This is a genomic window from Mycoplasma miroungigenitalium (genome assembly GCF_013008635.1).
Taxonomy (GTDB): domain Bacteria; phylum Bacillota_I; class Bacilli_A; order Mycoplasmatales; family Metamycoplasmataceae; genus Mycoplasmopsis; species Mycoplasmopsis miroungigenitalium.
Window position 1 is genome coordinate 417,632 of record NZ_CP053096.1, and the last position, 15,563, is coordinate 433,194.

The following is a 15,563-nucleotide window of genomic DNA, read 5'->3' on the forward strand; positions in this document are numbered from 1 at the left end:
CCGGAATTACTCATTTTTGAGTATTGTAGGCAAATTTAATTAATAATTTAAAAATTCAAGGCGACCCTTGAATTTTTATTATTTTTTAAATCAACTTGGAAATGTCTTAGCATCGGGCGAAGGTTCTTTTATTAATAGAGCCCCTATTACTGATATTAATGACATTACAACTATTAGACAGGTTCCAATTAACGCATATGTAAAGTTGTTGCCTGTATTTGTTGCGCCACCTATAAGAGGTACGCATGATATTATGATTAAACACAGTGTAAAGAACACATATCCGAATCCTCATATTAAACTAAACATTCATCCAACTGTTTTTGGGTTTGTATCTTTATATTCATGAGGTAGATTGAGGATAACACCTTGGATACCTCATAAGCAAAGACCAGCTAAGAATCCAAAAGCATAAAAGAAAATGAAACTTGTGATACGAACGGCACTACCGTTAGGTTGCTTAGCAATACCAAAAATAAATATTATTGTTGAAAGCACATAGAATAGTATTCCGCTGCCAATCATCGTAGCAACAAATCATCTACGTTTTAAATTGTATCTAGATCATAAACCAACCGATATTGGCCCTATAAACACCGCCGCTAAAAATAGAATGTATCAGATTCGAATTTCTTTAGTAAATAATGCTCTTTTAACTCCGGCTAAGTCAGCAAAGAAATTAATTGATAAACTGGTTGGGAAAACTACTGCCGCCAATCAACCACCAAAAAGCATTACTCATACGTATGTTTGTTTTTGTTTTAAATAACCTAAAAGAATTTTTCCAGCATTTTCTTCTTTATTATTTGATTGTTGTGTTTTATTAGAAATATCAAATTTTGAACCCATAAAAATGAATATTAATAAAGGAATGACATTAAGTGCTGCTAGCACTGTGAATATAACTTGTCAGTTATTTTGAATTGTGTCCAATTTTGAAATAAATACAAATGGAACAATTGATATTATAGTACCCAATGGGTAAAATCAAATACCAAATTGTGAGGCAATTGATTTTTGTTTTTTAGTGAAGAAGTTAGCAACAATGGGTTGAGTTAGAATTATCATCATAGTTCCACCAATAGCCATTAGAGTTCTTAGTAAAAGATATAGCACATATCCATATGGTGCAGCTGGCATGAATTGAGCTGGTATACCAAATAGTGTAAGTACTAAGGCAATGATTGTTGTTTTTTTGTGTGCGTAACGCACCAATAATAAAGCAACCACTACAGAACCTATCCCTCTCCCAAAAGTTATTCCCCAGTTGGCGGCGTTATTGTTTAATGCAAATGATGTATCATTGATAATTTTGAAGTGTCCCAAGACACCGGCATGAGTCATGCCATCTTTAATTCCGCTACCATTTAAACCTATTGAAAAGCCTCAATTGATAACAAACAATAAATATGCAAACGAAATTACAGCTCAAAGAAAAATACCATAAAGTGTTTTATTTTTCCTCGGAGAACTGGTTGCAGTGGTTTTGTCATTTTGTGAATTATTCATTCAATTCTCCTTTCAATTTATTAAACATCTAATTTATTTTAAATGCGTTTTTATTATAAAGGAAATAAAATAAAAGGTTCAGAATTAGCAGCAAATAACCCTATTTTTCTATATTTTTAGTAAAAAACACAATTTTAGTTGATATTTTTAACTAATGTTCTATTTTCGAGATTATTATTGTTGGTTTTATAGGTAATTATATTGAATGTTTATTCAATATTTTTTATAAATAAAAGCAACTCATTAAGCTGCTCTTATCAATTCACAAAAACAAAACTAAGTACTATTATCAATAATATAATAGACAATAAAGTAAAACTAATTTTATAAAATTTTGTTTTTGTTTCACTAGAATGTTTTAAATTTTGATTATTAATCAATTTAAAATTCTTGTTCTTGGCTTTATGGATGTCAACTCTTCTTTCGCCTATAAAAACCAATAGTAAAATAACGGCTGATAGAAATGTTGGGACAATTACCTCTCCAACCCCTTTAATAGAGGTTAGCAATGATGAGCGAGCAGCAATATCTAAATCATTGGATGGTTTGATAATGAATTCATAAATAGTTTTACTGATAATATCACTTGTGCCAGTACCACCCGGCGTTGGTGATATTGAGTTAATATTTCTAATCAATACACTACCTACCATCATATTGAAATATGACCCGCCTATAATTGGTGATTGTAGCATATCTGTTGATAAAGCGAATCAAGCTAAAGGAACATACGCTCAAGGCAATATTTTTCAAAATAATAATTCAATGAATCTATATCATTTCTTAATAACTGTTTTTAATCCATGGCGTACCTTGTAAAATTCATATTGAAGTTTTGCTCGTTTATTATCGGCATCATAAATCGGAACAAACGGTAGTCATTCAAGAAAATTAATTAATTTATTCAAGATTCAATTTTGTATTTTTTTATTTAGTGCCAGCACTAAAAAACCAATGGCTAAAACTGAGTCTATAGTTATTCCTAATATTAATGAAATTAACATAATTAATGTGGTTTTATCAGTTTTAACATTTGAGAAGAAATTACCATAAAAATAAATTCCGATTGGTAAAAACACAACTATTAAAAATATATTACTCATTTGTCAAATAAATGTATTTATTACGATTGAAGAAATAAGCTGGGGACGTGGTACGTTTCTTCTTCTTAAAAATCAATATGTCGCAATATCTCCTCCGATAGATTTTGGAGTTACGTTTTGAGAAACTAAAGATATAAGCGAACCTGTTAATAAATCGGTAAATTTAACTTTTATGTTTTGCCATTTTAAAAGTTTTTTAAAAATCATTGCATTCGTAAGTGAATATATTAAAAAACCTCCTATTATAGCGATGAATGATATCCTTGAATATACTGATGTATTAATTTGAGATCACATGGCAGAAAATATTTCACCAATATTGACTGAACCTACTGAGTTTGAACTCTTAAAGTTATAAACGGAGTGGAATAAAAACGCGAAGATACCAAATAGTATTAATACAAAACATGCATATTTAAATACAGAAAGTATATTTAATTTAGCTGTCGCCGATATTTCTTTATATTCTAATATACTATCTAACATATTGTTTTCCCGAACAATAACACCTAGCTTAGGATCATCATCTACTTTTCTTAGTTTAACGTCAGTAAGAATTGTCATTTTTTCGTCTAATGAATTGTATGTAATTACTGAATTGTCGCCTTGTTCAAAACAAAGCTTTAAATAGAGATTAGATTCAATAGCGTGGTCCTTAATTAGTTTGTGATTAACCAGTTTTTGTTCTCCGACATATGATGCGTTTTTTAACCTATTAATGAACCCACCGATACTTTTTTTGGACATTTCATATGATTTTGTTTGAGTGTGACAATATCCGTATTCAAGATAAATTTTATTTAAGACATCAAAAAGTGTGAGTCCATTTTCTTTATAAATTGAAATCATTCTCATTAATTCCAACGAGAATATATATCCATCGAATATGTAATTCGAAGAATTTAACATATATTCAAAATTATTAGTATGAGCAATTAACAAATCATTTTTGCCATCTAGTGATTTGTATAATGACGAACGATTGTGAAAAACCAATGTTTGAATATTATATTTTTTTGCAATGGTATCAAGTAAAGATGAAGAATTTAAACTCCGCGCCACAATTGCGTTTTTTAATCTAGATTTATCGAAATCAGGATCATCATTGATTAAAAAATGAAGGTATATAGCTGATATTTGATCGGGTTTGAGGTATTTATAAAGGTGTTTGTGTTTTATTGATACACAGACACCGCTGCCTGACCTATTAATTGCAAAGTTGGCATCATTCTTATTAAATCAATACTTCATATTAAGACTGTTTAATTGATTAAGATTTGATTTGTACCAGTTTTTATTTGTTTTATTATTACGGTATTTAACTTTGATGTTGAGTTTGTTATGTATTTCTTTAATGTATGAATAATGTTCATATGAAGAAATATCAAACGCAAATTTATTGTCATTAATTTTTGATAATGTTTTTTGAGATGCTATAAATTCAAATGCACTATTAATACTATCTTCTGGTGTTTCAATATAGTTAACATTAATTTCGTTTTCGGGTATTGAAACCATCAAATAATTGACTTCGTTTAGTTTCATTGAGATTTCAGTTATATCAGTTGCATTAAAATCACTACCATCGCCTCAGTAAAACGCTATTTGAATACTATTTTTAACATTTTTGTACTTTCCGATATAAAGACGGACAGGAATCTCATATTTCTCAGTAATTGCCTTATGTACTACGCCAGGTACTTTTTCAGCGTTCTTTAATATATTTGTAGAATAACCTTTTTTGTCTAGTACTCTGCTCATGATGCTTGAGTATAGTTTACCGTGAAATGATTGGTCATTTCCGAAAAAGATTTTCTTTGAGTGTAATTTTCTGTCATCAAGCATATTGCCGAGCGATTCAGCAATCGCGGTAACGGTGTATTCATTAATTAGATTGGTGCCAACCCCGATTTCTGCAATAATCTTGTTACCAGTAAAAAACAAGCTTTTGCTAAAAGCATAATTGATTTCCGCCTCTTTATTTATTAAACCAAAAGACAGTATTTTCTTTGCAAACAATTTGTCTTTTGTTTCTTTTGCTCGTCATTTTTCAAAAACAGGATTCATATTCCTCCACTTTGTTTAATTATATATAAAAAAATTGCCTTCAACTCTATAAAATAGTAACCGAAATTGATTTCAACTATTATAATGTTATTATGAAAAAAATATTATTGGCAGGAACTCCTGAATTCGCCGTTCCTATTTTTGAGGAGTTAATCAAAAATTTTGATGTTGTTGCAATTGTTTCTCAACCTGACAGACCTTCGGTAAGAGGGAGAAAAATAACCCCAACCCCAACAAAGGAATTGGCTTTAAAATACAACATTAAATGCTTTCAACCTGAAAAAATTGGTGATATTTATGATGAGTTAAAATCATTGAATTATGACTATTTGATTACTGCTGCTTTTGGCCAATTTATACCGTCTAAAATATTAGATATTGCAAATAAACTTAATCTAAATATTCACGGTTCTTTATTGCCTAATTATAGGGGGGCTGCCCCGATACAATATTCGGTATTAAACGGTGATTCCGAAACAGGCATTAGCATAATGGAAATGGTTAAACAAATGGATGCTGGAGATGTTTTTGTTCAAAAATCAGTAAAGATCGATGAAAACGACACATCAAAAGATGTTTTTGAAAAATTGCAAAAAATTGCTACTGAAAATATCGTATCTTGAATTAACGATATTGATAATGATAAATACCATAGAACTGTACAGGATGAAAATTGTGTTACTTTTAGCCCAAAATTAGAAAAAGAAGCGGGAGAAATAAAAAAAACAATGACTTGTGATCGGGCATTGCGGATTATTAAAGCTTTCAACCCGAATCCGTCTGCTTATTGCTTCATTAATAACAAGAGAGTAAAAGTGCATTTTGCCCAAAAAGATAAACTTAAAAACGCACCAACATTCGATTTAGTTGATGGAAAGCTTTATCTATCAGATTATAGTTTTGAAGGAAAAAAACGCGTAATTTTAAAATAAAAAACCCTTTGCGGGTATATGGTGCCGACTACAGGACTTGAACCTGCGACCCCATCCTTACCATGGATGTGCTCTACCGGCTGAGCTAAGACGGCGCAAAAGTATTATAATATAATTTTATATAAAATAAAATCATTTAAAAAATTCCGCTGGTTCGGAATTTTTTTGTTATCTTTTATAAAGATTTAAATCTTTCAATAAATTTTTTAAATAATTCAATAATTAATGAAACTGATGTATTATCTTTTGAGGCTTCGAGTGTTTCTTCAGCAACCACCAATTCAACATTTTTATTATCGGATGAATGATTTGCTACAAATTCGACGAGAAATTTATCAATTGCTTCTTTATTTCATGTGTCTTTTGGATTATTTAAATAAATTTCCCATTTACTCTTACTCTTTGTATCTTTTATTATTAATACATCCCCTTTTACTTCATCTGTTTTAAAATCGATATTAATCATTGTTTTCTCCTTTTTTAAGTTTGTAATTTAATATTTCGCTTCGTTTGTTAAGAGCCTCAAACCCACCTTCTAAGTAATATGATTCGGCAGTTTCTTTTTTATTAATTATTTTGTTTTCGACCATTTTTTGATCCAGTTCTTTTTCCAAATCTATTGTAATTGAATCACTTTCTAATAAAGTACCGATATTAGCATTATGAGTGACTATAAACAATTGCTTATTGGTGTTTTTGAATTCTTTTAGCAATTCTATTATTTTCGTTACAACTGTGTAATTATCCAAGTCATCTTCAATTTGGTCAAGTAATAAATATTCGCTATTATCTCCAGAATCAATATTTGAAATAGTGTGCACAATACCGAAAAGCGATTTTTCGCCGTTTGACATCTGGTCATAGTTTTTATCTCCAACACATAGTTTGATATGTTCATTTAACAATGAATTTATAACTTCTTCTTTTTTACGCTGCGACATTAATGTATATACGTTTGAGGATGTTATTAGATCAATAATATTTTTTCTTTTATTGTCATTTAGACCGATAGTTTCTTTAATAATATGTTGAATGTTGCTTTCGTCTAAATCAAATGGCTCAACTTTTAAAAATATTGCGTCTTCATTAGGAATTTTCCATTTAAAATTCCAATTTACTTCATACGTATCTTTATTTTCATTATCAATTACGTTTTTATAAGCCTTATTGCAGTTAAACAGCTTTTCCGCAGATTTAACGAAATATTCGCACAATTCATTATATTGACTTAAATTGTTTTCACTTTTATTTAATTTTTCTTTTGCTGTCTTCAAAGCATATTCATAACTTGACACAAAACTTTCTAAAGCATTTTTCAACATTGTATTTTTAATATTTAATTTTTCGGTTGCCAATAAAAAATCATTCAATGTTTTGTCTAAAATCACTAATTTTGAATTGAATTCAGCATACTCTTTTTTATAATAATCTTTATAATGCTCTAAACTATTTATATTTTTAATTATGTCTAAATTTAATGAACTTATTATATTTATTTGTCTTTTTATTCCGCTTTCACCATTCGATAAATTATTCCCAAGACTATTTAAATGCATTTTTTCTGCATTTCAGTCAAATGTGTTTGTCTGCAAGCTCGATAGTGATGGATTAACGTTTTTGGTTTGTTCCAATATAAATGGTATGTGATAATTTATTGTTTTTTTGCTTAAATCATTGTATTCGCAAAAAGCCTTCGCTAAATCATCATAAGGTTGCAGAAATTCGGTATTTATAGGATCTTTAAGTATTTCTGATACATATATAGGCAGATTCTCTTTAACAAGTTTTTTAAATTTAGAAGAATAATCAATAGACGATTTCCGTGAATCGTTTTGTGTTATATAACAGCTAAATTTTTCTTGTAATTCGTTTAAACCTTCAGTATATTTATTTTGTGACTTGTTAAGATTAAGAAAATTGTTTGAATAATATTCTCCTGTTTCGTCGACAACTTTATCGATTGCTAGACAATATTTGCTTTCGACAAAGTCTTCTATCTTACTTCCTCTTTTAAAAATATTTGTTTTTGCTATTGCTTCAGCAATAAGACGTAAAAATGTACTCTTTCCTGATCCTTTTTCTCCTAAGATAACATTTATTTTTCCAAAATTCACTTCTTTTTTGGTTTTTTCGTCTTTCGTATTTTTAAAAACTATTTTTTTAATCATTATTACTCCTTTATATCTACTAATTTCTTATTTAAAGCTTCTTTAATAGTATCGAAAGAAACTTCGCCATTAACAGTTATATATGTTTGATATTTAGTATTATCATATGGATATTTTTTTCAATCGTGAACATCACTAAACATTACAATCGGAATATCATCGAGAAAGTTTGAAACTTTTTTTAGATTAGAGGAATTAAAAGTAGTTGAATCTAAACCGTCAACTTGATAACCAATCAAATCTTCTAACACTAAAAAGTCCTTCCCCTTTCCAACGTGTGGGAATATCATAAATTTGAATCCTTCAAGAAGTTCGCATAAACTTTTGTAACTGTGATTTTTTCTATTCATGTGTGAAAAGTTAGAGTTTATAATTTTTTCGATTTTTTCTAAATCTTCATTAGGATCGAAAACAATTACGGCTTGAGCAATTTTATTGTCTTTGCATGAAATTAGGTTAATTTCACAACCAGGTAACAGCAATATATTCGCTTTCATTTCTTTTATTAAACTAAGTCTTCTTTGATAACTTTCTAAAAATAATTTGTCATGGTCCGAAAAGCAAGCGGCCGACACATAATTTTTAACTAATTTTTCTATCATAATTTGCTCATCAAAAATTGATACATTGCTGCCTGAAATATTTGAGTCAGGAGAATGCATGTGTAAATCAATAATAATCTTCTTTTGTTGCATTATTCTCCTTTTTTATTATTATAAAGAATTATTTAGATTTGTTTAATTTAAACAAAATTAACATTTTTTCAGTAAAAATGCAATAAAAAGATTGAATTATCACGATAAATTCAATCTTTCTAAGTATTTTTTTCGTATCTCAAGTAAAGGTAAATATGCAGCTAATCCAATTAATAAATTAAATATTGGCTCAGCAATTAAATTCACCGTGTGAGCAACCATTCATTCAAGCGGAGGTAAAATCCCTTTAAGTTCTCCAATAAATTTATTATGAAAATATTGCGACCCCAGCACAAAAGTGGTATTTAAAAAAGTTGCTGCTAAAATCAGTATTAAAAATTTTCACATTTTTGGTTTATTTTTCATATTTATAAGTATGTAAATCAAATATACAACTAAACTCATCATTACTCTTGGGATTACTGACAAATCAAAATTTTGGTATTTAATTACACCCAAAATAAATGCAGCAATAAAAGAAGAAAAACCAAAACCTAATCCAGAGATTAATGAACCATTAAAACCTAGGTGGACTGTGGCAATCGCAACAATCAAAGGTAAATAAGTTAATTGAGTTGGTCCAAAAGGGATATAACCTAAAAAGACAGATACACCAGCAATAAGAAAAAATGCTAGGTAAACCGCCAAACATACAATATGGTAAATTAGACCGGATCTTGTGTGTATTTTGCCATTTGATTTAGGTTCTAAATTTGATTTAGATTTCTTAAGCATGCAAAAATTATAACTGAAAACAAAAAATGAGTTAAACTCTAAAAATGTTTGGTATAATAATTTAGCAATTTGAGCTAGGAGTGTAGTTCAATGGTAGAACAACGGGCTTCAACCCCGTGTGTTATGGGTTCGAGTCCTGTCACTCCTGCCATTTTTTATATCTTTTTTTTGAAACAAAAAATGGCAATTACGCCACTTCTTTAATTATTTCGAATTTTTCTTTAATTATTTTAATGATTTCTGGTTCTAAAACAAAGGCTAAAACAGCTAATGCTTCGGGGCCTGTATGGATTGAAACAACCGGACCAATTAAATCAACAACAGGTTTAACTCCAAGCGTTTCTGTGATATTGTTAACAAAGTCAGTTAATTCAGGGTCCTTTGCCATCGAATGTAAGGCCATGGTGAATAATTCTTTACCTGCTTCGATAGGTAACATTGTTTGTTTTCTTTCCACTGCTTTTAAGCATGTTTTGAAAAAACTTCTTCCCACAGCCTCTTTTTTTAGAAAGCCTTCTTCCCAACAAATCATTGGGACAATTTTAAATAACCTTGCGACCGAAGCGGCAGTAGGGTGTAAACGCCCGCCCTTAACAAGATATTGGTTGTATTTTGGTATTAATGTGATTGCTTTTGTGTATCATCCATTTTCCATCATATCTACGTACTCATCGAATTTCGACGAATCCTTGCTCATTTGATATTCAAATCAAGCCAAATCTATTGTTATCATTTGTAAAACTTGAATTGATTGCACGACTCTAACGTTTTCAAAATCACGACTTAAAGTTGTTAATGAATTGCAAGTTCCTGATAAGTTTTTTGAAATTGGATACACTAAAACCTTGTCAAATTCATTTGACAATTTAGTTAATAATTCCTCAGCGACACCTAAATTTATTGCTGATGTTTTTGCTTCTTCTTTTGTCCCGTAAAACTCAAATAAGTTTGAACCATTGATATCGATACCATCTCTGTATTCCTTACCGTTAATTGATATGTGTAATGGTAAATAATATCATCCTAATTTATCAGTTTGATTTTTGGTTAAAGCAGAAGAAGAATCTACTACAATTGCATATTTCATGAGTTTATTATAATGCAAAAGCAATAAAAAAAACATTAATGTTAAAATGTTTGATTTAATTTGTGAAATTAATATTTATTATTAAATTGTAATTTTAAAAGTATAATAAAAACTACTATGGCAATAATATTTAATTACAACAAAGAATTTAAAAATACAACTGAAGTAGTTTTTGACTCAACAGTTATTGCTTCGGCTGCCAAAACTTTTGAAAAAGACGGATTGTTTTATTCGGTTTTAGTAGAAAATAATCAGTCTTTGAAAGTGAGATCTGTATTTTGCAAAGAAAATTCAGTAAGCAATTCAAGCGTAATTTTTGGATTTGCTAGCGAAAGTTATTGTAGCTCATTAATCAATGAAATCAGTCAACTTACTGAAGAAAAGCTTAATTTTAATGATAATTCCAATGTTTTGGTAGGACAAATAATCGAACGCAAACAACACCCAAAAAGTGAAAAATTATTTGTTCTTACTGTTAATTTTGGAAGTTTCATGAAATCTATTATTACTAATACTCTTTATACTACCGAAGGTAAATATTTGGCGTGATATATGAGTGGTTCAATAACACCGCAAGGACAAGAAATTAAAATTGGGGAAGTAATGGGGGTTACTAGCGAAGGAATGTTATGTAGTGCTTCTTCACTTGGCTTAGATAAATATAAAGATTTATTTGAGAATGACGTTTTAAGTTTTGCTAAATCACACAAAAATGAGTATTTAGGAAAAAAAATACAGGATATTTATCCTGAATTAATTTATAAATAATTAATGGAGAAACTATGACTATTATAGAAGAATTAAAAGCTCGGGGAATATTAAAACAAATTAGCAATGAAGATAAATTTAATAATTTAGACCCGAAAAAAGTTAGTGTATATGGAGGTTTTGACCCTTCAGCAAAAAGTTTACACCTTGGCAATTACATAATTATGTCAACATTAAGAAGATTTAAGAATGCCGGTTTTAATGTTATCGCTTTAATCGGAGGGGCAACCGGAATGATTGGCGATCCTTCATTTAAAGATTCTGAAAGAGTTTTACTAGACAATGAACAAGTTGTTATTAATAAAACAAAAATTAAATTGCAACTAGAGTCAGTTGGTTTAGAAGTTTTTGATAACTATTCAATATACAAGGATATGAATATTCTTACATTTCTAAGGGATGCTGGAAAGTTAATCAATGTGGCATATATGTTGGCCAAAGATTCTGTGTCATCACGTATTGAAAGAGGCTTATCTTTTACCGAATTTGCTTATCAGATGTTGCAAGGTTATGACTTTTTACATTTATATAAATCGAAAAATGTTCGAGTTCAAATAGGTGGTAGCGATCAATGAGGCAACATAACTACCGGTTTGGATATGATAACTAAAGATTTAGGTGAAAAAAGCGAAGCTGTTGCAATTACAATTGATTTATTAACTGATGAAAATGGTAAAAAAATTGGCAAGAGTACAGGTGGAGGATCACTTTGATTAGATAAAGAAATGTCTTCACCTTTCAACATGTATCAATACCTATACAACCAAAGTGATGCAATAGTTGAAAAATTGCTAAACTGATTAACATTCATTTCTCTTGACGAAATTAAAAAAATAATGTACGAACATAACCGAAACACTGCTAAACGTGTTGCGCAGGAAAAATTAGCATTTTCAGTAGTTGAAGATATATTTGGTCACGAGGAAGCTGTAAATGCTGTTAATATTACAAAATTTTTGTTTGATAAAAACTTTGATTTATTCCAATTATCTCCCGAGGATTTAAAAAATATGGAACCATCTTTGCCAATTTGCGAAATATCTGTTGGTGAGAATGTTATTGACTGTTTAATTAACAAGGGATTCATTTCATCTAAGAGAGAAGCAAGAGAATTTATTCAAGCAACTGCACTGAAATTGGATGGTGAAAAAGTTGAAGAAAACAGTTTATTTAGTCCAAAATTTTATGATTCGAAATATGCTATTTTTAAAAAAGGTAAAAAACAAACAATTCTTTTAAAAACAATATAGAATTGTTTTATGCCGATTTCGCTTAGTGGTAAAGCAGCTGACTCGTAATCAGTAGCCACGAGTTCGATTCTCGTAATCGGCACCATATGAAAAAACCAACACAGGTGTTGGTTTTTTGTTATTCATTGCTGTCTTCTTTCGTTCTTTCGGAAATTTGTGATTTTAATTCGGATATGAAACCACCAGCGATCACACCACTTGGTATCGCAAAAATTGCGATTCCAATAATTGAAAGAACAATTACCATAACGCGCCCAATTTCTGTCGCTGGGGTTAAGTCGCCATATCCAATTGTGGTCATAGTAACTGTTGTAAAATATATTGCTTTTACAAATTGATTACCATCAGGAACTGTTTGTCCTTCTTTTTGCATAAAAATTTTAGTAGTTGTGTTGTATTCTTCACTATAAAAAATCAATGAAAATATAATAATTACAAATAACATAAATATGAATGTATAAATTAATACATATTTTTCTTTTTTGAAAACTCTAAAAAGTGCGGCAAAAGGACTAAATAATGAGAGTAACATGAAGACTCTTATAATTCTTACAAAGACAAAATAACGTAAGAAATATAATTTTGTACCTCTTCCGGAAAAGGTAATAATCAGTTCATTAACAGACGGTATTAAAATTAATATAAGTAAAATTCCAATAAAAGTGAATGGATATTTTAATAAATTTAATCATGGTCTTTTGGCTTCAAACGAGATTATTCCCCACATAATAAAATCTATGAAAGCTATGACAATAACCAGTATATGATTTATTCCTAATAAAGCTTTAATTCAATTGTTTTCGTTAATTGAGCTGTATCTAATTGTCAGTGTTAATATTGAAGCTAGATAGACAACAAAAATTATGGACATATAGACGTTTCTCAGTAATTTGGTAATTCAGTGAAATTTGTTATCTATGTTCGATAAATTCTTTGAAGAAGTAGCAATTACTTTTATAATGTTAAATCATGTTTTATTGGTTTTGTTTGTTTCAGTCATAATTGTATTATATATAAAGAAAACAAACTCCAAAATTATAAAAAACACATTTTAGCAATAAAAAAACGTGCATTAAACACATTTTTATTATTTATTTTTTTTCATCAAGTTTTTTACATATCTTGCGATAACAACTTCTTCGTCTGTTCTGACTTTATAAATAGGAAATTCTGAACCAGGAGTCGAAATTTCAAGGAAATCTTCGTATTTTTGAATGTTTTTTGGTGCTGAAAGTTTAACGTTGTAAGCATTAATTCCTTTAACGACCATATCTCTAATTATTGCGTCATTTTCACCAATACCGGCAGTAAAGACCAAAGCGTCAATTCTTTTACCAACTTTGTTTAAGTAGTTAGCTATATAGTCTACAACTCTCGCGACAAACATATCAATTGCCAATTTTGCAGAAGGTTCTTTATCGTAAACTTTGTGTAAATCACGAATATCATTTGAAATACCTGAAATTCCTAATAAACCAGATTTTTTAACCATCATATCCTGAACTTCTTGAACGTCTTGACCTTCAACTCTTACTAAGTAGTCGGTAATACCAGGGTCGATTCCTCCGGCACGAGTACCCATCATTAAACCATCATATGAACTGAAACCAACTGAAATATCATAAGATAGAGAATCTCTAACTGCACATATTGAGCTCCCTGAACCAAGGTGAGCGATTACGATATTAACTTTCTTTTTGTTTAGCACTTTTTGCATTTTGTTGGTTATGTAGTCATGACTTAAACCATGATATCCAAATTTGTAAATGTGGAATTTCTTTGCTCATTGTGCGTTTATTGCGAATGTTCTATTTACTACAGGCATAGATGCGTGGAAAGCAGTATCTTGACAAATTACTTTTTTAACATTTGGTAATGCAACATTGAATGCTTCAACTGCCGCTAGTGTAGCAGGAGCATGCAGTGGAATAAATTTTGCCGCTTCTTCTATTCCTTCTTTAACTTTATCATCGTAAATAACTGGTGATAAATAATCATGTCCGGCGTAAGGAGTTCTAAATCCCACAGCTTCAATTTCATCAAAATCGCGTACAACGCTATGAATTTCTCACAATTTTAATAATTCTTTTACTGCGACTGTGTGGTTAGGCATATCTACCTTATGTTCTCAGGTTTTGCCGCCCATTTTAATGATGATGTTTCCATCTAAATTAATTCTTTCACAAATACCTTTTGCAAGTAATTCCATTTTTGTATATGAGTATAGTGCTCATTTTAGACTTGAGCTACCCGCGTTAACTGTTAATATTTTTTTCATATTATAAAAATTCATATCCTTTCAAAATTGTTATTGATGTTACATCTATAACATCTTGAACAGTAGCTCCACGGCTAAAGTCATTTATTGCCCCATTAACTCCAACCATGATTGCGCCAACAGCACCGTATCCACCCATACGTTGAGCAATTTTGCATCCAATATTGCAACTTTCTAGGTTTGGGAATACGAATACTCCAGCAGGCTCTTGAGGGGCAGTTGGAAATTTCTTACCTCTAACATTTAAGTCATATGCTGAGTCAAATTGCATTTCCCCAGGAATTACATTTAAGCCTTTTTTAACTGCTATTGCAACCGCTTCTCTTACCAAGTCTGGATTTTCGCCTTTACCAGAACCGTTTGTTGAGTATGTTAAGAATCCTGCTAGTGGATTCATATCCATTGATTTTGCAAAATCAATAGCATTTGTGGCTAAATCTACCAATTGATTAACATCAGGTTTTTGCACTGTGGAAGGGTCTGTGAATATAATTTTTTCTTCTCCTTTATGCATTACGATTACTGACGACATTGTTTTGATGCCTGGTTTTGGCCCCACACATTTAAATGCAGCTCTTAAGATATCTTGTGTTGAGTAAATTAAACCTCCTACAGCGCTATCGATGTCTTTATTTCTAATCATCATTGCTCCATAGTATGGACGATATGCAACCAGTTTACGACAAGTATCTAGATCTTCCTTACCTTTTCTAAATTCTGCCATTTTTTGAGCGTATTTTTCTATTGATTCTTTTTCGTTTGATAAAACTATATTTTTTAAACCATCATTTACGATTTGTGTTTCGTCTTCTAAAAGCATAATAGGTTTTGCTAACCCGTTATTTTGTAAGAAAAGTGCTGCTTCTCTTGATCTTTTATCGTCTCCATCAATAAATAATACAGATAACACTTTTTCTTGTGCTTTTCTTGTTAAAAGCGTTTGAATGTGTTCACTAAAATTTGCCATTTTT

General features: G+C 30.1%; 13 protein-coding genes and 3 tRNA genes. 5 read left to right on the forward strand and 11 right to left on the reverse strand.

Features of this window, described 5'->3' with window-relative positions:
- Positions 1-78: 78 nt before the first annotated feature.
- The gene (locus HLA87_RS01960; protein ID WP_171111409.1) at positions 79-1,509 is read right to left on the reverse strand and encodes a hexose phosphate transporter; all 1,431 of its coding nucleotides are present in this window, start codon (positions 1,507-1,509) and stop codon (positions 79-81) included.
- A 254-nt stretch (positions 1,510-1,763) separates the two neighbouring features.
- On the reverse strand, positions 1,764-4,679 hold the full coding sequence (locus HLA87_RS01965) for a lysylphosphatidylglycerol synthase transmembrane domain-containing protein (RefSeq protein ID WP_171111412.1): 2,916 nt from the start codon (positions 4,677-4,679) through the stop codon (positions 1,764-1,766).
- Positions 4,680-4,771: 92 nt separating this feature from the next.
- On the opposite strand from HLA87_RS01965, the gene fmt reads away from it, so the two are divergent.
- Positions 4,772-5,611 carry a methionyl-tRNA formyltransferase gene (fmt, locus tag HLA87_RS01970; protein ID WP_171111414.1) on the forward strand — a complete coding sequence of 280 codons (840 nt, stop codon included), beginning with the start codon at positions 4,772-4,774 and terminating at the stop codon, positions 5,609-5,611.
- Positions 5,612-5,630: 19 nt separating this feature from the next.
- Here the strand turns inward: fmt and HLA87_RS01975 are convergent.
- The 5 genes from HLA87_RS01975 to HLA87_RS01995 form a co-directional block, all read right to left on the reverse strand.
- Positions 5,631-5,706, reverse strand: a tRNA-Thr gene (locus tag HLA87_RS01975).
- 80 nt (positions 5,707-5,786) lie between these two features.
- On the reverse strand, positions 5,787-6,077 hold the full coding sequence (locus tag HLA87_RS01980) for a hypothetical protein (protein ID WP_171111415.1): 291 nt from the start codon (positions 6,075-6,077) through the stop codon (positions 5,787-5,789).
- The gene (locus HLA87_RS01985) at positions 6,070-7,779 is read right to left on the reverse strand and encodes an AAA family ATPase (RefSeq protein ID WP_171111417.1); all 1,710 of its coding nucleotides are present in this window, start codon (positions 7,777-7,779) and stop codon (positions 6,070-6,072) included. Before HLA87_RS01985 ends, HLA87_RS01980 begins: the two co-directional genes overlap by 8 nt.
- Before the next feature lie 2 nt (positions 7,780-7,781).
- The gene (locus tag HLA87_RS01990; RefSeq protein WP_171111419.1) at positions 7,782-8,474 is read right to left on the reverse strand and encodes a PHP domain-containing protein; all 693 of its coding nucleotides are present in this window, start codon (positions 8,472-8,474) and stop codon (positions 7,782-7,784) included.
- A gap of 96 nt (positions 8,475-8,570) precedes the next feature.
- Positions 8,571-9,209: a hypothetical protein gene (locus HLA87_RS01995; RefSeq protein ID WP_171111421.1), complete on the reverse strand. Its 639-nt coding sequence runs from the start codon at positions 9,207-9,209 to the stop codon at positions 8,571-8,573.
- Between the two features lie 76 nt (positions 9,210-9,285).
- Here HLA87_RS01995 and HLA87_RS02000 point away from each other — a divergent pair.
- A tRNA-Trp gene (locus HLA87_RS02000) sits at positions 9,286-9,360 on the forward strand.
- Positions 9,361-9,396: 36 nt separating this feature from the next.
- On the opposite strand, the gene HLA87_RS02005 is transcribed toward HLA87_RS02000, so the two are convergent.
- Positions 9,397-10,296, reverse strand: a complete 900-nt coding sequence (locus HLA87_RS02005) for a DegV family protein (protein ID WP_171111423.1) — start codon at positions 10,294-10,296, stop codon at positions 9,397-9,399.
- A 117-nt stretch (positions 10,297-10,413) separates the two neighbouring features.
- Here HLA87_RS02005 and tapR point away from each other — a divergent pair, with 117 nt between their 5' ends.
- The 3 genes from tapR (at position 10,414) to HLA87_RS02020 (ending at position 12,399) form a co-directional block, all read left to right on the forward strand.
- A complete protein-coding gene (gene tapR / locus HLA87_RS02010) occupies positions 10,414-11,064 on the forward strand; it encodes a TyrS-associated PheT N-terminal domain-related protein TapR (protein ID WP_171111425.1) in 651 nt (216 codons plus the stop codon).
- Between the two features lie 14 nt (positions 11,065-11,078).
- On the forward strand, positions 11,079-12,314 hold the full coding sequence (tyrS, locus tag HLA87_RS02015) for a tyrosine--tRNA ligase (protein WP_171111427.1): 1,236 nt from the start codon (positions 11,079-11,081) through the stop codon (positions 12,312-12,314).
- An 11-nt stretch (positions 12,315-12,325) separates the two neighbouring features.
- A tRNA-Thr gene (locus tag HLA87_RS02020) sits at positions 12,326-12,399 on the forward strand.
- A gap of 33 nt (positions 12,400-12,432) precedes the next feature.
- Here the strand turns inward: HLA87_RS02020 and HLA87_RS02025 are convergent.
- From HLA87_RS02025 to HLA87_RS02035, 3 genes are all read right to left on the reverse strand, one after another.
- A complete protein-coding gene (locus tag HLA87_RS02025; protein WP_171111429.1) occupies positions 12,433-13,314 on the reverse strand; it encodes an ion channel in 882 nt (293 codons plus the stop codon).
- An 87-nt stretch (positions 13,315-13,401) separates the two neighbouring features.
- The gene (locus HLA87_RS02030; RefSeq protein WP_171111431.1) at positions 13,402-14,592 is read right to left on the reverse strand and encodes an acetate/propionate family kinase; all 1,191 of its coding nucleotides are present in this window, start codon (positions 14,590-14,592) and stop codon (positions 13,402-13,404) included.
- A 1-nt stretch (position 14,593) separates the two neighbouring features.
- Positions 14,594-15,559, reverse strand: a complete 966-nt coding sequence (locus tag HLA87_RS02035; RefSeq protein ID WP_171111433.1) for a phosphate acyltransferase — start codon at positions 15,557-15,559, stop codon at positions 14,594-14,596.
- Positions 15,560-15,563 lie beyond the last annotated feature (4 nt).